The sequence below is a fragment of the Candidatus Bathyarchaeota archaeon genome (assembly GCA_026014735.1).
Lineage (GTDB): Archaea > Thermoproteota > Bathyarchaeia > Bathyarchaeales > Bathycorpusculaceae > Bathycorpusculum.
Genome location: JAOZHT010000003.1, coordinates 118,203 through 136,439, shown reverse-complemented (window position 1 = coordinate 136,439; position 18,237 = coordinate 118,203). Strand labels below are relative to the sequence as shown.

16 protein-coding genes are annotated in these 18,237 nt (G+C 49.7%); 11 read left to right on the top strand and 5 right to left on the bottom strand.

The window, feature by feature from the left end:
• Positions 1-81 precede the first annotated feature (81 nt).
• Entirely contained in the window at positions 82-2,733 is a 2,652-nt protein-coding gene (locus NWE93_10995; GenBank protein MCW4000756.1) for a PQQ-like beta-propeller repeat protein, read from the bottom strand.
• 204 nt (positions 2,734-2,937) lie between these two features.
• Here NWE93_10995 and NWE93_10990 point away from each other — a divergent pair, with 204 nt between their 5' ends.
• Positions 2,938-3,753, top strand: a complete 816-nt coding sequence (locus NWE93_10990; GenBank protein MCW4000755.1) for a hypothetical protein — start codon at positions 2,938-2,940, stop codon at positions 3,751-3,753.
• Between the two features lie 97 nt (positions 3,754-3,850).
• Here the strand turns inward: NWE93_10990 and NWE93_10985 are convergent, their stop codons facing one another.
• Positions 3,851-6,484, bottom strand: a complete 2,634-nt coding sequence (locus NWE93_10985; GenBank protein MCW4000754.1) for a PQQ-binding-like beta-propeller repeat protein — start codon at positions 6,482-6,484, stop codon at positions 3,851-3,853.
• Between the two features lie 131 nt (positions 6,485-6,615).
• On the opposite strand from NWE93_10985, the gene NWE93_10980 reads away from it, so the two are divergent.
• The 9 genes from NWE93_10980 (at position 6,616) to NWE93_10940 (ending at position 14,374) form a co-directional block, all read left to right on the top strand.
• Entirely contained in the window at positions 6,616-7,419 is an 804-nt protein-coding gene (locus NWE93_10980; GenBank protein MCW4000753.1) for a hypothetical protein, read from the top strand.
• Between the two features lie 97 nt (positions 7,420-7,516).
• Positions 7,517-9,880, top strand: a complete 2,364-nt coding sequence (locus NWE93_10975) for an arylsulfatase (GenBank protein ID MCW4000752.1) — start codon at positions 7,517-7,519, stop codon at positions 9,878-9,880.
• A 60-nt stretch (positions 9,881-9,940) separates the two neighbouring features.
• Positions 9,941-10,294: a hypothetical protein gene (locus tag NWE93_10970; GenBank protein ID MCW4000751.1), complete on the top strand. Its 354-nt coding sequence runs from the start codon at positions 9,941-9,943 to the stop codon at positions 10,292-10,294.
• Between the two features lie 130 nt (positions 10,295-10,424).
• Entirely contained in the window at positions 10,425-10,772 is a 348-nt protein-coding gene (locus NWE93_10965; protein ID MCW4000750.1) for a hypothetical protein, read from the top strand.
• Between the two features lie 136 nt (positions 10,773-10,908).
• Positions 10,909-11,676, top strand: coding sequence for a tryptophan-rich sensory protein (locus NWE93_10960; GenBank protein ID MCW4000749.1), 768 nt, complete (start codon positions 10,909-10,911; stop codon positions 11,674-11,676).
• Positions 11,677-12,606: 930 nt separating this feature from the next.
• Positions 12,607-12,816: a hypothetical protein gene (locus NWE93_10955; GenBank protein MCW4000748.1), complete on the top strand. Its 210-nt coding sequence runs from the start codon at positions 12,607-12,609 to the stop codon at positions 12,814-12,816.
• Between the two features lie 54 nt (positions 12,817-12,870).
• Positions 12,871-13,536 (top strand): hypothetical protein, encoded by a 666-nt coding sequence (locus tag NWE93_10950; GenBank protein ID MCW4000747.1) that lies wholly within the window; start codon positions 12,871-12,873, stop codon positions 13,534-13,536.
• Between the two features lie 49 nt (positions 13,537-13,585).
• Positions 13,586-13,813, top strand: a complete 228-nt coding sequence (locus tag NWE93_10945; GenBank protein MCW4000746.1) for a hypothetical protein — start codon at positions 13,586-13,588, stop codon at positions 13,811-13,813.
• Positions 13,814-14,017: 204 nt separating this feature from the next.
• Positions 14,018-14,374 (top strand): hypothetical protein, encoded by a 357-nt coding sequence (locus NWE93_10940; protein ID MCW4000745.1) that lies wholly within the window; start codon positions 14,018-14,020, stop codon positions 14,372-14,374.
• Here the strand turns inward: NWE93_10940 and ftsY are convergent.
• From ftsY to rpl18a, 3 genes are read right to left on the bottom strand one after another with little or no spacing between them, the layout of a single operon-like run.
• Entirely contained in the window at positions 14,371-15,276 is a 906-nt protein-coding gene (ftsY, locus tag NWE93_10935; GenBank protein MCW4000744.1) for a signal recognition particle-docking protein FtsY, read from the bottom strand. The genes NWE93_10940 and ftsY overlap by 4 nt on opposite strands.
• Before the next feature lie 11 nt (positions 15,277-15,287).
• Entirely contained in the window at positions 15,288-15,728 is a 441-nt protein-coding gene (pfdA, locus tag NWE93_10930) for a prefoldin subunit alpha (protein ID MCW4000743.1), read from the bottom strand.
• Position 15,729: 1 nt separating this feature from the next.
• Positions 15,730-16,008 (bottom strand): 50S ribosomal protein L18Ae, encoded by a 279-nt coding sequence (gene rpl18a / locus NWE93_10925; GenBank protein MCW4000742.1) that lies wholly within the window; start codon positions 16,006-16,008, stop codon positions 15,730-15,732.
• 194 nt (positions 16,009-16,202) lie between these two features.
• Between rpl18a and NWE93_10920 the strand changes: the two genes are divergently transcribed.
• Positions 16,203-18,236 (top strand): hypothetical protein, encoded by a 2,034-nt coding sequence (locus NWE93_10920; protein ID MCW4000741.1) that lies wholly within the window; start codon positions 16,203-16,205, stop codon positions 18,234-18,236.
• Position 18,237 lies beyond the last annotated feature (1 nt).

Genomic DNA, 18,237 nt, shown 5'->3' with positions numbered 1-18,237 from the left:
ACAAAGGCACCATCAAAACCAAGGATGCTGAGGGCTCGTTTAGGTAACAAAAAAGGGAGGGGGATAGTTGTTGCTTGTGGTTTATGGTCGTCGTCTGATGGCAAGCAAAAGCACTACGCCGACTATTATGATTACAAGGATTATGGCGATTATTCCCGGCAGCAAGTAAAGGTCCGCGGCTGAAGTTGACGTCGTCTGTGAAGGCGTGGGCGCGGATGAGGAGGGGTCGACTGCGAAGAAGGTTTCCGAGCTTGAAGGCCAGTAAGCATTGGATCCGGCGAAAGTGGCGATCAACGTGTATTTGCCCTCGATGTCAGGAACCCATTGGTAGCTGTATGCACCATTCATGTCAGTTGTTGCTACTCCGATGTTGCGGTAGTTGCCGTTTTGGTCAATAACATCGATGGAGACTGGAACGCCTGTTGCATTGGTTGGTTTAGGCTTCTGCTGGTAGATGTACTCCATCCAATCCGTCATGCTTTCGTCAGACATCACTGGGACGCCACTGGGGAACCGCGCTGCCTGCTCAGTCTGCTTTGTGCCAGCACAGATGTCGGTTACTGTTCCTCTAATCACTAAGCCTTGCCCTAACGTTATATCAGCCAGCGGTGCCTCCACTGTCAAAGCGCTTGGTCCCTTGCCAACAACGTAAACTTGGTTATCGTAGCCGTTGTAGAACGTCGCGAAGCCATCGGCCACGGCAGCAGCTGAGGTTCCGCCGCCGTTATAGTTTGAAAGCGTCCAGATTACGGTTCCGTCGGTTGCGTTGAGGGCTCGGGTTCGTGCATTCTTGTAAATTGGGGTTTCAACAGTGTGCTCGGTTGTCATGGTGTATACTACGTCGTTGCAGACTGCGTAAATGAAGGTTGGGTATGGACCGGGTACTTGGAATTCACTGTTTGTGTTGTTGCCTGCGCCGCCGTTGCCAAAGGTCCAAAGGAGATTGCCGTTTGTGGTGTCATAGCAGTAAACTATGCCTGCCATTCCAGCGCTGTAGAGTTTGTTTGGAGCTATAACTTGTCCTTCTGCTAAGCCTGGGAAGAAGTATCCATAGTAGTCAAGTGGCGGCTGAGATGCAGTTGGGCCCCACAGTTTCTGTCCCGTCGCTAAACTGTATCCGACCCATTGGCTTGTTTCCCTGTAGGATTCGGTGAAGACGCCGCTTACTTGGTCAGCGGGGCCTTGGAGAACAGAGGTGAGGTTCGCTGGCGGCGCTAGTGTATTCCACCATCGTATTGAGCCGAGGGCTCCTTTGGATTGGTTGATGTTGACAGCGAAGTATGTGTAGGATGTGGTGCTGTAGGCTCGTCCGAAGCTGCCTACGCCGGGTTGAGAGCCGTTTCTGCAGATGATTACATCGCCGTAGAATGCATATACTTGAGTGGAGGGGTTTGCTGCGTTGGGGTTGGTGCCTGAGGCGCTGTAGCCCTTGATGTTTGCATATGTGCCGTTATCGAATTGGACAGTGGTTTCGGTTTGGCTACCCATAACGTTAAGCCAGGGTATCGAAACGTTCCAGTCGTAGCGGCTTGCGAGGCTTGCATCATATACGCCTGATTGGCTTGGCGACAGACCTGTCGTAGTGAAGAGTCTTGAACTGTTCCACTGAGCCAGATACCAATTGGGGTTTGTGGTGTTACCGCAGTTAGTCACAACCCATCTTAGCACTTCGCCCTGTGGTCCAAGCGCTGCTATACCTGAGGGAACATTGGTTACGTTAAACAGTGGGTTGCCTGTCCAGGCATCGAAGCATTGTGCAAAGTTAGCTGTGCATAAAACCGGCTGCATGACGCCATGTTGATTGGGCTGCTGCGTATCATATATGTAGGCAAACGAGAGCGCAGGTATGTCAGTTCTGCTCCAAAGCACTTGTCCAGTCCGCAAGTCAACGCACTTCAATGGTCCGCCGTTAGAACTTGAAAAGCCCAGAGGTTCCTTGTAGATCAGTTGCCCCGATACGATGATGGGGTTTCTGTACCTTGAAATGTATGCTGAGCCCTCGAAGTATGTGTCGCCGGCAGTAGCGAATTCGTTTCCTCCAACGACTCCGCCAGCCTGCACGGGCTTTGTCCACATGATGTGGCTGGTCAGGGGTCCTACGCCGTTGGGAACATAGCGTCCGTAGGTGGTTTGCATGGGTGAACCGGTGCCGAGCCAATCTGACGAAATTGTCCACCAGTAGGGGTTTTCGCCGTATATTGGTCGTGTCCAGTACTCTGTTGGAAGCGGATAACTCGCCGGGAAGTCACCGATGGGCTCCTCCTGCACGATGAATGTTCCCGTGGCGCTGCTGGGTAAGTAAGTGTCGTTTACGAATAAGTCATTAGCATGTCCATAGGCATTAACGGCTTGTCCTGGGAACTCGAATTTTATCTGGTAAGTGCCAACTTGGTCGGGTGTGTAGCTGAAACCTTGCGATGAGGTGGTGTCCATGACGACATCCCAGGTTCTCACTTCGGTTGTGTTATCGGGTTTTGTGAGTGTAAGCTTGTAGTTATGCCATCTGTAATCGTTAGCTATTGCTGCAGATGGAAGAATCTTGTCAATCCACATGTAGATGTAGGTGCTCTGTCCGATGCCGATGGGGTTAGGTGTTGCCATAACGTAGGCGAATGTGGGAATCTGCCATGGAGGGGTATGCGCGTTAGTGGTTGGTATAAGAGTCATTGATGATCCAATCGATAGAACTAAAAAGACTGCAACCATTACTGAAGCGATTTTACCTGTTTTCATAAATTTTTCTCCTAGATTTTCGGGTTTGTACCCGCTTGTTTGTTCTGCCGCGGATGCCTTATTTAGTATTGTATTAACCGAGCGTTAAGACGACCCTTGGAGATGCAAGAAATCGCCTGCACCCGGTCAGTATTTAAAATTAACTCACTTATCGTGAGGGTGTTTAATATCGCTAAACCGCCAAAGTAACTAGCAGTGTTGATTTTGCAAAAATGGGAAAATCTCCTAAACGTAACTCCACTACATTGGTCCAAAAACGACGGCGTACGATACCTAACCGAAATTGGCCTAACTAGAATCCAGGCAAGTCTATACCTTAACCTCGTGATCAACGGCAAAGCCGACGCGCGCCTCCTTGCATCCCGAACAAGCCTACCCCGAACCGGAATATACAGAGCACTAAACGAGCTGCAAGAAAACGGCTTAGTAGATAAAGAAGTAGGCAACCCCATCAAGTTCTCAGCGGTGCCGCCTCAACTGGGATTGCAGGCATTTATCGACCGAAAATACTGCGAAGTCAAAGAGATGCGCAGAACCCTTAAGGAGTTTTCAAGCGAATTCAAAGCTAAAAAAGAACAGGAAAGCGAGAAGGACTACAAAATCAGTATCATCGAGGGCAGAAAAAGGATTTTTGCCCAAATGAAACAGCAGCATGACAACGCAAAATCGAAAGTTGACGTAGTGACGTTTCTACCAAGGTTCCTTCATGTTGCCAACGAATGCCAAGATAACCACGACAACGCCGTAGCCAGAGGCGTAAAATACAGACTCATAATTGGGCTGCCTGACCAAAACCAAGCCATCCCCAACGAGATACTGAAAACTCACGATAAAAATACAACCATAAAAACGGTTCTTGGCAACCAAATGGTTAACTTTGCACTCTTTGACCACGAAAACATGAGTTTCAGCTACTACCCTGACAGACCTATCGCGGAATCACCATATGTAATTACTAATCACCCCTGCTTAGTTGCGTTTGCTGAGAACGCGTTTGAGCAACTGTGGAACTCACTGTAGGCAAGGCGCTTGCTGCTTCTTAGTTTCTTCACAAATTTGATAAGCAAAAAAAAATAATTACAAAGCTAATTAAAAAAAAGAAAAGGGAAATGATGTTCTAAGCCTTTTTCTTGAGCACCAATAGCCCCACCACTGCAATTGCAGCAATGATAGCGATGGTTGCTATAGCAAGGTACAGTTCGAATGGAGGCATCACGAAGTCATTGCCAGCGCTGCTCTGAGTCGCCGACGGCGCCTCAAGAACGTTCATGGCGGTTTCTGCGTATGATGGCCAGTATGCATTTGTGCCCTCGAAGCTTGCGATAATTGTGTATTTGCCGGAGATTTCTGGAGTCCAGACAAGACTGTAGGTTCCACTTGTGTCGCTGGTTGCTTTGCCGATTTCATAGACATTGTTGTTTGAGTCGATGACTGATAGTGTTACATCTACTCCTGTGGAGGTCATGGGACTTGGGAACTGCATGTAGACATACTTCATCCATTCGCTTTGGCTGTCGTCGCTGACTGCTGCTACCCCGTGGGGGAAGCGTAGCTTAATTGCGTCTTGTTCAGTGCCCGGAGAGATATCTGTGACTGTGCCTCTAATTGTCACTGGAGTTCCGAATGTTGCGCTGATGCTCGGGGCTTCAACGGTGGTTGCGGTTGGCCCTCTGCCCATGGCGACGATTTGATTATCGTATGAGCTGAAGCCTGCGATTATGCTGTCTCCAATGATGGGTTGTCCGCCCCATCTGCTACCGAGCCGTAAACCATCAATCCGCCAGATTTCTTCGCCTGTTGTTGCATCTATGCATGCTGCGGGGGCGCCTCTTGCTATCGGCGTGTTAGCTGAGTGTTCCTGAGTGAACAGATAGATTTTGCCGTCAACGATGAAATCGATGGGTGTTGGCCATTCTGAGCTGAAGAGTTGTTCGGTGTATTTGTCTGAGAGGTTGTAAGTCCAAAGGTGTTCGCCTGTTTGTACGTTAAAGGCGTTGACTACTCCGCCCATACCTGCAGTGTAGAGTGAGCCGTTTTTGATGACAGCTGCGCCCCAGGGGTTCATGTAGAGGTTAGTGAAGACGTTTAGCCATGGGTCCGGTGGTGATGTTGGTCCCCAGATTTGTTGGCCAGTTGAGAGTCTAAAGCCATAGTGCACTCTGGTTTCTTTGATGCTAACTACGAAGACGTCGTCCTCGACGCTGAAGGGTTCTGAGCCGGGAATGTCTGCATGCGCGTCTGCGGTGGGTAATGTCCAGGTCTTGTTCCACATCAATTTACCTTCTTCGCCTGGTTTAATGCTTATAGCATAGAAGACAGGGTTAGGTTGCGCTGCGCCGCCTGCCCAGTTGGTGTTGCTACCAACGATTGCGTACTCGCCAGCGACGAATTGTATGTTGCTTGAAGGTCCGCCTGTCGGTAAGCCTTTAGGAATAGTCACGTTCCACTGTATGCCCTCTGTGCCGTTGAATTTGATACCGTGGGGTCTCCATCTGCCTGCATAGTATTCGGCTAGTGCAGCATCGTTTGTTGTTCCGCCGCCAGGTTGACCTGCTACGCCTGGACGGGAGAGATAGAAGTCAAGGTATGATTTGTAGACGCATTCAGTTGAGTTCCACATCGTCAACCAGCCATTGATGTTATCCATTGTGTAGACCAAGATTTCGCCGTTTGGACCGACTATTCTTGAGCCAGAAGGCACGTTGTTTATGGTGTATTCCCAGCGTCCAGTGAATGGGTCGTATGCGTTCCATGTGGTTCCAACGGTTGTCCACAGGTATGAGAAGGCACCGTACATGTTCATGGTTTTCCAGTACATTATTTGGCCAAATGCTTGTCTTTCGTTGTTTCCGAGAACTTTGTTCCAAAGCTCTTTTCCTGTATGTAAGTCAACTGCGACCGTTCTCTGTTCAACTTCGTATCCAGTGTAATTCCACGATGTGCCAGCATAGTTCATTGCTGATTGTGCTGCGTGCTGGGTGTAGAACAGTATGCCGTTCATTATGATGGGGTTGCTCCATTTTCCTTCGTATGCGTCGCCGTGTTCATAGCTGATTTGATCCATGTTGATGGCGTCTAAATCTACGCCTCCAACCAGACCGCCTTCAGCGTATTGCCGTGTCCAGAGTAAGTGTGGTGTTTCAGGTGCATCATCGTTAGGTGGTGGTAATCGGTTGTCGTATCCACGGACGTTTAGCCAGTTGCCTGCAATCGATTGCCATTCTCTGAACTGCGCGTTGATTGGGCGAGACCAGTACTCTGAGGGTAATGGAACGCCTGGGTAGTATGCACGTGGTTCCTCGGTTACGATAAGTGGGTACTTTTCGCTGGTGCTTGCCTTCATGGTTGTGTTGGCTAAGGTGCCTGCGGCTGTAACTTCGATTTTCTGCTCGGGGAAATTGGTTTGCAGATAATAGGTGCCGACCATAGTGGGGGTGTAGGATATTCCGGTCATGCCGGTGGTGTCGGTTGTGACTGGCCCAAGTGTTTCAGTGGTGTTATCTGGCTTGTAGACGGTTACGGTAACCCGGTACCAGCCAGCCTGAGGCCAAGCTGTTGCATGGGTTAAACCGGTGGTGATGAGGGTTTCTTGGTTTACGCCTACGGGATTGGGGAGGGCGCCGATAAGTGGGAAGGTGTTTTTAGATACGCCTGTTTGTGCATTAGCAGACGGCGTGTTTATCATGGGTAAAGCTAGTAGGATTGATAGGATTCCAACGAATAAAATTGTCAGTAATTTTTTGTGTTGCATGTTTTTTTCTCCTCTTTGAAGCAAGTGCTTCAGCCTCTAGTGTCAGCAAGTGTAGATAAAACGGTGTCAAAAGGGACAACTTACGACAGTTTTATAAAGCAATAGCAGCAACAATAAACCAGTTGTTTATATTGTCAGTAAACGAATATCACCTTCAAACCCTAGTGCAACTGGGTTTAACGCCTAATCAGGCAAAACTCTACTTAAGCTTGTTAAACATAGGAAAGACATCAGGCGCAATCCTCTCAAAGCAGACTGGACTTGTGCGTCAAGAAATATACCGCCTCCTCAACGAGCTCTACGACATCGGGCTTGTAGAAAAATTCATCAGTACACCAACAGAATTCCAAGCAATCGATATCCAGGACTGCATTACTCATCTAATGATGATGAAGGCTTGCGAGTTAGAAAAAACGAAAGAGAGAACTCAAAGCCTGATAGATGAATACTCAGGAATTCGCACGCCAATTTCAACCCTTATGACTGAATACAAGTTTTTGTTGATCCCTCAAAAACAGTTAGTACATGAAACACGAGAGCGAATGTTTGGAAACGCTAAGCAGACCGTGCGACTCACTAGTACAAATAAGAGGTTCAGCCAAGGGATTACGCATTTCTTTGAGGTATGGGAGGCAATGCTGAAAAGAAATGTTGATGTCCAAGTGATAGTGGTCGGCGACCGATCGAAATTCTGCAACATAAAAAGATTAGAACTCGTTGAGCAGTACCAGAATTTCCACCTGAAATTTACATGTCAAAACCTAGCAGGCATTTTAATAGTGGATGGCGCGGAAGCAATCGTTACTTTGCAGCCGCAAGTAGACTTGGGTGCTTCGCCAGTTTTTTGGACTAATCATCCTGAATTCTTAACTATCTATAACCAATATTTCTTGAAGGCATGGGAGCAGGCATGCAAAATTGCCAGTAGCTGTTAACCAACCCTTCGCTAGTGCAATGTTTACTCTTAATGTTACCACATAACTTTATTTTTTGAAGTGCCCCTGAAGAATTAGGTGTTTTTATTTGTCTAACATGTCCAGTAGCGACTCCGATTATATCCAACGGGGAGTTCTCCCAATTCCCGACTTCCCCTACAAGGGACTAATCGTGTATGACGCAAAAAGCGCCGACGCCAAGTTTCCCCCCATCAAGCCGATTCGTCCCCCCAAAGGGGCACCCAACATAGTTCTGGTCCTACTTGATGACGTCGGTTTTGGAGCATCCAGCGCTTTTGGCGGACCCATAAACACACCTGTCGCTGAAGCCCTCGCCACCGACGGCCTGCGATACACGCGGTTCCATACAACTGCGCTGTGCTCGCCTACACGCGCCGCGTTGCTAACTGGGAGAAATCATCACACCGTAGGAATGGGGGGCATAACTGAAATCGCGACTTCAGCGCCCGGCAACAACTCGATGAGACCCAATTACTGCGCGCCCCTCGCCAAGATTCTCAAATACAACGGCTACTCGACAGCGCACTTTGGAAAATGCCATGAAGTGCCAGTTTGGGAAACTGGTCCAGTGGGGCCGTTTGATCATTGGCCGACCTTTTCGGGTTTTGAGAAATTCTACGGTTTTGTCGCCGGCGAAACAAACCAGTGGTACCCTGAAGTTTATGATGGTAGAGCCAGAGTAACCTTGCCGAAGGATCCCAACTACCATTTCCTGGTAGATATGACTGATCAAGCCATCAATTGGATACGCACCCAGAAAGCCATCGCTCCCGAAAAGCCCTTCTTCGTCTACTTTGCGCCGGGCGCCACTCATGCGCCGCATCATGTCCCTCAGGAATGGGCAGACAGATACAAGGGCAAATTCGATGACGGCTGGGATAACCTGCGGGAAAGAACCATCGAGAAACAAAAAGAGCTTGGAGTTATCCCCAAAGACGCCAAGCTGACAACGCGCCATAGGGAAATACCGGCGTGGGAGGAAATGCCCCAGGAGCTAAAGCCTGTTCTAAGACGTGAGATGGAGGTCTATGCGGGCTATCTGGAATTCACTGATTACCATGTGGGCAGGCTTTTGGATTCCCTTAAAGACCTCGGCATACTCGATGACACCTTGGTTTTCTATGTTATCGGAGACAACGGAGCCTCGGCGGAGGGCACTTTAAACGGCACCTTCAACGAGATGCTTAACTTTAACGGCGCCGAAGCATTCGAGACCCCCCAGTACCTGCTGGATCACCTAAGCGAGTTCGGGGGGCCAAAATCCTACAATCACTACGCCGTAGGCTGGGCGCATGCCATGTGCTGTCCGTATCAGTGGACCAAGCAGGTTGCCTCGCATTTTGGGGGAACCCGAAACGGCTTGATTGTCCATTGGCCCAAGGGAATAAAATCTAAAGGAGAACTCCGCAGCCAATTCCATCATGTTATAGATTTAGCGCCGACGATTCTTGAGCTCGCCGGCATCCCCGAGCCGCAGTTCGTCGAGGGCATAATGCAGAAGCCCATGGAGGGAGTCAGCATGGAGTACACCTTTGAGGATGCCTCTGCGCCGGATCGCCATGACATCCAGTACTTTGAGATGTTCGGTAACCGCGGCGTCTACTTTAAGGGTTGGACAGCAGTCACCAAGCATCGTACGCCCTGGGAGCTGGTGGGAGCCAAAACCGTTGCTTTCGACGATGACAACTGGGAGCTTTATGATACAAGCAAGGATTGGACGCAGGCTGAAGACCTCGCCAAGCAGATGCCTGATAAGCTGCATGAGCTTCAGCGGCAATGGCTCATAGAGGCCACGCGCTACAATGTTTTGCCGATGGATGACCGGTCAGTTGAACGCTTTATCCCCGAGTTAGCGGGCAGACCCAAGATGGTTGCGGGTGACACACAGTTCCTGTACCCCGGCATGATATTGGGGGAATCAGGCATCATCAACATAAAAAACAAGTCACACAGCATCGCCGCCGAAATCGAGGTGCCCTCTGCAAAAGCGGAAGGTGCGATTGTGGCTCAGGGCGCAAACTTTGGAGGCTGGGCGCTGTATGCACGCAACGGGAAACTCAAGTACTGCTACAACTTTTTGGGGCTCGACGTCACAGCCATAGAGTCATCGGAGGCTCTTTCGGAGGGCAAGCATCTGGTTCGCATGGACTTCAAATATGATGGGGAGGGCCTTGGAAAAGGCGGAGCCGCATCGCTTTTCATCGATGATCGGAAGGTCGCTGAGGGCAGGATCGAGCGGACAGCCGCGATTATCTTCTCGGCGGATTCAACTTGCATGGTCGGTGACAAGATTGGGGCGCCCATCTCAGATGACTTCAAGGAAAGCGGCAACAATTTCAACGGGAAAATCAGTTGGGTGCGGATTGAAGTGGGCTCCGAAGATACGAGCCGCCTGATAAAGCCTGATGAGTGGATACGGGTTAAAATGTCGATCCAGTAATCGCCGGTTGCCCAGCTGTTGATGCATGAGCCCTGTGCACTGGGGGTACGGAGTTTTTTGGTGAATGAACAAGAAAACCTTGCGGTTCTCAGGACCCTGTACGCCTACGAACGCAACGTCCTCTCCGTTGAGCGTACGCAGCTTGCGCAGCTTAGAACAGGCATCACCATAGCCCTGATAGCTCCCTCAGCCATCGCCGCCTTTACGTATGCGTTTGATTTTCTGCCCAAGGATATCCCAGTGAGTTCAGCCCTATACATCCTGCTGGTCGCCATCACCGTTTATGGGGCTGCCATGGTGATAAGTGCCTATGCGGGTTTGAGGAAAACACGCAAAAAGAAGCGGAAAATCAGGGAAAGGGAGCGGGAATTGTGTGAACGCATCGGTTTTTCCCCGCTGCCTACTCTGGATTAGCTGTCTGCTGGGCAGTTCCTTGCTGCCTACACCAGCCCTTTCCGGGGCGTTGTAGATGCCTGAAATTAATATGTTTATGACGACAAAATTTTTAAGCTTCATAGCAGAAGAGCATTTAAGGCTGAATTATATGCAAACAGAAAAACCCCTAACGCGAGACGCCCTGATAGGCATGCAGGTTATCGACGCCAGCGCAAAACTGGTAGGCAAAGTCAAGGACCTTGCTTTTTCTGTAGGGAAAGCAAGCATAACTTTGGCGGTTGAAAAAGAGGACGGGTCAATGCAGAACATCGCTTGGGATGAGGTTCAGGCGGCAGCGGACTTTATTCTCTTAAGAACTGCCCTCGCCACCCAGCAGGCCGCGGCGCCAGCGCAGACTAGTCAAAGCCAGAATCTTTGTCCAACCTGCGGCAAACCGCTCACTTGGATACCGCAATACCAGAGATGGTACTGCTACAGCGACAAAAAATACGTTTAGTTAAACTACCCTTTTTCCTTTATTTTCTTGTTGCAATGAGAACCAACCAGTCTTGTCAGATTAATCTTTTCTTTAGCAGGGTTTTTTCAGTAAAATCTTATATATTAAAACGAAAATAAGTTACTTAGAGATTTTTATGGAAAACAAGACCCCTGGGTGGCTACGGTGGGCTAACATAGCCGCTTTCATAGCAACCCTAATCGTTAACGGCTTATCCAACACCACCCTCATCGGCGGACAAACCACCGCGGAAGTCTCCAACAGACACCCCACCCTAATCACCCCCGCGGGCTACGTGTTTTCCATCTGGGGCATCATCTACGTGCTGCTCGGGGTCTACCTGGTTTATCAGGCGCTGCCAAGCCAAAAAAATCGGCCCTTCCAAAAACAAATCAGCTACCTCTTCATCCTAACCAGCATACTTAACATCGTTTGGCTGTTTTTCTGGCAAAACGAGCTGCTATCCATCTCAGTAGCGGTAATCCTTGGTTTCCTGGCATCGCTGATTGCAATTTATCTGAGGCTGCACATCGGACGCTCCAACGTTAGCTTAAAAGAGAAGCTCTGTGTGCATGTGCCCTTTAGCGTCTATCTGGGCTGGGTAACAATCGCCACCATCGCCAACATCGCGGTGACTTTGACTGCGTCGGGTTGGGATGGATTGGGGTTAAGCATGCAGACCTGGGCAATCGTCGTCTTGGCGTTGGCGTTAATCATTGATTTAGCTGTCATCGTGACCCGCCGGGACATCGCTTTCAGCTTAGTGTTTATTTGGGCGCTGGCAGGCATCGCTGTGAATCAAACCTCTTACCCCAACGTGGCTTTGACGGCGGAGATCGCTATAGTCGTGATAGCGGTGGCGTTGGCGCTGGCGGTTGCGGTGACTAGACTGCGCAGACGCTGATAGCAGAGTTTACGAATAAGCTTTGATATCGCAGCTAAGCTTGGGCATGAGTCGGCGGCGACGCAGGCAATCTGACACTTCTACGGATGGCTTCAGCCTACAAAAGGGAACTTAAAAGAAGATGCGGAACTGCTGAGTGAGCCCCGGAGGCAGGGACTAAGGAGAGGAAACACCTAATGAGAAGGGAAACCTCCAGAGCTGAGTCAGCCAGTCCATATGGGATAGAAACGGGGAGGGAAAGTGGGCTTAGGGTTGCATTGTTCTAAAGCTTGATTTGGTGGTTGTCGTGGCTGTTCTGGTTGTGTTGTGGTTCTTGGTTGCCTGCGGGTTGTGTTGTAGGCATTGCTTGATGTGTATCCTTTGAGTTGCCGGTTTGGCTGCGACTGGACGGTGCTGCATGAGGATACGGGCTGTCGCCTGCCACTACCGTTTGGTCACTTGCTAATGCGCGATTTGCAATGCATTGCTGGTGCTGTGCGATTTAGGATCTTGGTGTCAGCGGTGCTGCGTTGTCGCCGGCGGAGGGTTTGGGGTCTGCTTGTGTCATCATTGCTGCTGCCATAGCGCCCATTGCTGTGGCAACTGTTACCAGCCGTTTTGGACTTACTGCGAGCGATTGCGTTTTTTAAGCTGCACCTCCTCATCAAACCAAGGATGCCCAATCGTTTATTAAACAATTTTTCAACATTGGACCCAGAAGACCACATATTTTTACCCAAATTAGTACAGAAATAGCGACTGCTTACATGGCAACTGAACTATGAAGAAGATAGATGTTATTAGTGAACAAATAATTTTTCCTTGTATATTGAGTTGCTAGATACTCACGCATGCCCTTGGCAGTGATCAACTGTCAGCATCGGCGTAATTCAGGCTGGAGCGGTAGCCGAAAGCTTAAATCTAAAACGGCCAGATAGATGCTTGACTGCTATGTCTGAAGAAGATTTAGTTACAATACGGGTCAGCAGAAGGAACGGCAAGATAGACTACAAGGTGGACTGCGCCAAAGAGGTTACAAGCGATGAGCTGGCACATTACCTCGACGAGATAATCAAGGGCATCTGCACCTGGAAACCCGAGGTCTGCCAGGAACCCATCAAAAGCATCGTGGGCGTCATACACAAAAAGCAATCGTCCTAATCAGCAAGAATAAATGCCCACGGTCCCATCAATAAGCAGCCAGGGGCACTTGAATTGGCACAAGTTGATTTAACCGCTAAATACTCAAACTTTTACGCACCGAAAAACCAAATCATCGTCAACTCCGAAGACCTCCACCAAAAATACGGCATCACAGCATCCACCCTAAGTGTGGAGCAGAACCCATCAGCCCCAAAATTCAGGTTCACCGTCAACGACCCCCAGTCAGCATGGATAAACACGGCGCTATTTGAACCCGGCCAAAAAGTTTTTGTGAAAATGGGTTACGGGGCAGTTCTTGAAACGGTTATGGAGGGGGAAGTCAGCGAGGTCAAATCGGTTTTTTCAGCTGACCGTGGACCGCAGATAGAAGTCCTCGGCGCATCCAATCCTAGGCAGACCCCCAGGGCAACTAACGCGGTTCCTGTTTGCACCCTTGCCTTTGGCAGTACCCTGCTGAACTTCACTGCCATAGCCGCCGCAGAGAACCAGCCTAAAACAACCGCTATAAGCAGAGTACCCGCCCTTAAGGCGACGGCAGCTAGCCTGCGATGCGTAGCCGAATCCATAGGGTTACCCGAAGTAAGAGACAGCGCCGCTGTTGCGTTAACTGGACTGGGACAAAAGTTTAACCTAACCTACCTCGTCGAAAAAGCCATCCACAGCTGGGATAACAACTTTGGGTTCATGACCCTTTTTGAGGCAAAAGCGCGGGTTTGACGGAAAAAGCCTAAATGCCACAGAAACAGCACTATTTGCAGTGAGCAAAATGGGAAAATGCACACGAACCATAGGTGAACGCCGGTTGGGCAGAACCATCTACAAGCTGGGCAACAGCGTGGAACTCAGCAGCAAAGAGGGCAAAGCCAAAGTCACCGAGCAAAGCTATAAGCAGAAAGCCCAAGAAAGCCAGGGTTACGGGGAGGATTCGCCGGTGGAGAACCTGCGGGATGCCTCAGCCCGCAAAAAGCCCGCTAAATCCAGTGGGACTGTCTAGCAGGCGTTTATGGGGTTGATTGTTCAGTCAGCAGGCGCCTAGCCTGGCATGCTGATTTTCAATGAAGATTAAGCCATGCGTTTGCTTGCTGCATGAATGTTGAGGGTATATAAGAGGGGGGTCTATAGCTTGTGAGCAACAGAGTACCGCAGCTGTCGATGAGGGTTTTTAAGGTTGAAGCCGCTTTTTTGTTTAGGGATGTTTATGTCTGCTTCTGAAGTTGATAGTGAATGGAATTTTCGGATAGTTGAAAACCGGCTTGTAACCGTAAAGGCAGTAAACCAAGAAACACGTAAAATCGCGGTTGAGGACGCCCAAACAAAGCTGCTCTTCACCGCCGATGCCTCAGACGCCATAGAGATAAAGGGGATTGAGGCCAAAAAGCAGTACCTCTTCACCGTCAACGTGTACACCTCGAAACGCCTCAGCGACGTCAAGGAAGATTTCTTGGGATTCTTCGAGGCAGTTGATGTTGACCAGGAAATGGAGGATTTCATTAAGGCATTCCGGTTTTACCCAACAAAACTCCGCTTTGAACTCGTCGAAGCCGCAGAGCCCTAACGCAGCACCATGTTGACGAATTTGTCTGGGTTAAACAGCTCCAGGTCCTTGTAGGTTTGCCCCACGCCGATGAAGAGAATCGGCTTCTGAGTCACAAACGTCACGCTAAGCGCCGAGCCGCCCTTCACGTCCGCATCTACCTTAGTGAGGATGGTTGCGTCGATGCCTACGGCTTTGTTGAATTCCTCCGCCTGCATCACCGCATCGTTGCCGATGAGTGAATCAACCGTGAACACCACCAAATCGGGCTTCACCACACGCTTCACCTTGATGAGTTCATTCATCAGGTTCTGGTTAGTCTGCATACGCCCAGCTGTATCGATTAAAACCACGTTTATGCCGTGAGCCTGCGCATGGCTAACTGCGTCATACGCCACAGCCGCTGGGTCGCCGCCATAGGTGCTTTTAATCACGCGCACACCCAGCCGCTTAGCATGCTCTTCGAGCTGCTCGATTGAGCCTGCACGGTAAGTGTCTGCACCCGCCAAAACCACCGAGTAGCCCTTATCCTGGAAGAACCTGGCGACTTTAGCGATGGTGGTGGTTTTGCCTGTGCCGTTGATGCCGACGAACATAAGCGTTAAGGGTTCTTTGCGTTTGCGTTTTTCCTCTGCTTTCTGAAGCAGGTCTATGCGGACATTGGTTAACATGACTTCCAAGAGGACCTGCCGCAGGTTTTCATCCACGACTTTTTTGCGGTCCTCAAGCCGCTTAACAGAAACGCCTGACAGCCGCGAAACAAGGTCGTCGCAGATTTTGTCGGCAACAGGAAAAGCCACGTCGTTTTCGGCTAGGCTCATTTTGAAGTCGGATAAAATGGGGGTTAAGTTTTCTTCTTTAAGCTCAGTCGTGGTGACTTTGTTAACTAAGCCTTTAAACCCGGACTTGAGCTTCTCAAACATTCCCTATCGCTCTACTGTTGAGCTTGTCTTGCGTGGGCAAGCATCGATTCAAGTCGGCTTCTGCCGCTGTTGATGCGCTCGGCGATTTGGCTGAACTGCTGCTGCGCCACATTCATGGTTTTCTCGAGTTCATCAAGCCGCTCTTGAAGAGTTGCCTTGGCATCCGCAAGACTTTTCTCCACTGAAACACCAGAGCCCATACCGACGATGACTTTGTCGGGGTCCGCAAGCTTAACTCGCACATAGGAGCTGCCGCCGATGGGAACCAGCATCTCAACGTTCTCCTTCTCCTTCTCGATGCCGTCAAGTGTAGCGCTGGCATAGGTTAAGTCAGTAATGGCGGCGTTAACCATGCTTATGCGCTGCTGAAGCGCCTCAGCGGTCTGCTCTAAATAGCGCATTTCAACGCTGAGCTTACGCAGTTCCTCTTCAGCAGGGGCTCTTTGACTCAATTTATGCTTCTCCAGTTACAAGTTTCTTTAAAACGGGATCCTCGATTTCGTCCACCTGCATTTCCTGGACGCCGGCGATTTTGATTTGGAACCGCTTCACGCGGTGTTTGCTGCCGATTTCGGCGTAAACCTTCTCGACGGCATGTTCGCTTTTGTCAGCTAACACTTCTTTTGTGAATGGAGTTGCAAGTTTCGGCTTCTTGATTTCACCGGTTACTTTGAAAGCTTTCATGACTAATCTTTCCTGCACAACATCCAGTGCATTCCCAATTATAAACATATTCACCCAAAACGTTGCCATCAGACTATCGGACAAACCTTTTGTGTCTACCCCCACAGCCAAGCCTGCATGGATAATCAAATTTGCCGGTGGCGCTTGAAAGGGATAAAAACGTAAACTTAATGAGGCATCCACTGGTGGAAGACAGGGAAAACAAGCAAACCAACCTGAACCCATGGTTAGCCTGAAAGCAGATGACAAAAAGAAACCTCAAATCAGCCAATGCAACCGTGATTATGTTAGTGGCATTTCTCCTTCTAAGCTGCTTTGCCAGCGTAAGCCAACCAGCCCAAGCTCAAAGCGAAAACGTGACTACCCAGCCCCGGGGCTCCGCAGCGGTAATCGCTGATTTAGTGGGTAACGTCGGCGGCAACGCTGGTTGGAACAGCACCCTTCAGACGATTTATGATGGCTTAGCGTTAGGTCAAACAACCGTTTCTCAGCTTCAAGAAGCCGTGGATTCAATCAACGTCACCTCGGCCTCCTCAGCTGAAGCTGTGTTTTACTGGTATTTCCAGTTAAGTAAACTCGGCGTTGGAATAAACTCTACAACGATAAAAGCGGCGTTAGATGCTATGCCTATGCTGCCTAGCGTCGGGGGATTACCCAATAATTACCAGAGAAGTGGAACAGCATCGTTTCTGATAAACAACCGATTCAACCTTTACGCTTACCAATGGGCTGCCCAGCTTGATTACCAAACAGCCAAATGGAACCTAACCCAAGCATACAGCGTCTTCAACAGCACCGTCAGTTCCTATGGCAAACCTCTGCTCTGCGTGGGCTCCGACGGAAAAGGCTGGGGAATCGACTATGGCCCCAGATACTACGATGAATGCGCCCAAACAATCGATATGTACCTTACGTTTTATCTGATGGGCATCCCCGACGGCGCAAAACAGGCGCAGTACTGGTGGAACTGGGAAAACCAAAACCTTTGGACAACTACCACCTGGCAAAGCTACTACAAATATGCCTTAAAAAATTCTGAATTCGAGTGTGAAGCAGGCTCCTTTGACATGCTAATCTGGAAAATCTATGCATACAACCAAGCAACCGCTAACGTAACCAACCTCTTCACAGATATGGAAACCCGTGCGTTAAGCCAAAACTGGAGCAGCCCCCAATGGGCAGACTACGTTGTTGTGCATTCATCAAACAATCGACAACAACGCCTTGAAAACACCATAGTCTCATGGGCAGCGATAATGGGGCTCTATGGAAGCATGAACTCAACAATGCAGGGGCAAGTGCAGATGCTGCTAAACGGCACAGCAACCGATGAACCCGCATGGAGCTTAACGCTAAAAAGCAAATTGTACGATAACGCAACAGGCATGTTTAAGATGCGTTCCGACTGGGCTGGTCCCGCTAATGAGGCAACCGCGGATGCAGCGGTTCTCTTGATGCTACTCTCGACTGTTCCAGTGACAGGTTCGCTGGCGGTGCCTGTGCAGGACTGCATGTACCAGGATTTAAACAGCATAATCGATGGAGCCCTCTTTAGCATGGATTTAAACAACCGCACGGTATCCATAAACGTGGCTGACCCAGGAACATTTCTATCGATGTTTGGAACCAACATCTTCCAGTACAGTATAGAAAGCCCTGGGCTCTGGCAACTTAGCTTTGACAGCGATTGGAACAGCTTAACCGCAATAACGCCACTTTCTCCATTGCCCAGCACGCGACTTTATCTAGGAGAGTCAAACTGCACCCAAATCTACGCGACATGCGATAACAACTGCAGCATATCTCCAGCGGGTTTTGTTAACGTAAAGAAGGGTGAAGACTTCACCTTCACTTACTCGGGAAGCGGCTGCGAAATTAGCACGGTTCTTGTGGATAACGAGCCTGTTGTTGTTACGGGAAGCTACACATTTCTAAACCTAACTGAGCCACATACTATTGCAGTTTTGAGTTCCGATAGGTCTTCCCCCATCGTCCCACCCACGCCTACGCCGACCGCAAACCCGCCTACCTTGAAGCCAGCACAAACAACCATTAAGCCCACACCTAAACCCACCATAACTGCCAGCCCTACACCAACCCCCACACCGACGCCAACCCCGAATGCCACGATTCAACCTACCCCAACGGCTTCAACAGCGGAATCTACGCAAGATTGGACCATCAACCCGTTAGTGGTTGTTATTGCCGCGGCAGCGTTTCTTGCTGCTTCGTTGGCGGTGACAGTTTGGGCGCTGGGCAAACGAACAAAGAAATAGC

Coding starts and splice junctions, on each gene's coding strand:
- NWE93_10945 (MCW4000746.1), top strand. CDS start 13,586: ATGGGAAAATGCACACGAACCATAGGTGAACGCCGGTTGGGCAGAACC.
- NWE93_10960 (MCW4000749.1), top strand. CDS start 10,909: ATGGAAAACAAGACCCCTGGGTGGCTACGGTGGGCTAACATAGCCGCT.
- NWE93_10975 (MCW4000752.1), top strand. CDS start 7,517: ATGTCCAGTAGCGACTCCGATTATATCCAACGGGGAGTTCTCCCAATT.
- NWE93_10920 (MCW4000741.1), top strand. CDS start 16,203: ATGACAAAAAGAAACCTCAAATCAGCCAATGCAACCGTGATTATGTTA.
- rpl18a (MCW4000742.1), bottom strand. CDS start 16,008: ATGTTTATAATTGGGAATGCACTGGATGTTGTGCAGGAAAGATTAGTC.
- NWE93_10985 (MCW4000754.1), bottom strand. CDS start 6,484: ATGCAACACAAAAAATTACTGACAATTTTATTCGTTGGAATCCTATCA.
- ftsY (MCW4000744.1), bottom strand. CDS start 15,276: ATGTTTGAGAAGCTCAAGTCCGGGTTTAAAGGCTTAGTTAACAAAGTC.
- NWE93_10995 (MCW4000756.1), bottom strand. CDS start 2,733: ATGAAAACAGGTAAAATCGCTTCAGTAATGGTTGCAGTCTTTTTAGTT.
- NWE93_10955 (MCW4000748.1), top strand. CDS start 12,607: ATGTCTGAAGAAGATTTAGTTACAATACGGGTCAGCAGAAGGAACGGC.
- NWE93_10965 (MCW4000750.1), top strand. CDS start 10,425: ATGCAAACAGAAAAACCCCTAACGCGAGACGCCCTGATAGGCATGCAG.
- NWE93_10940 (MCW4000745.1), top strand. CDS start 14,018: ATGTCTGCTTCTGAAGTTGATAGTGAATGGAATTTTCGGATAGTTGAA.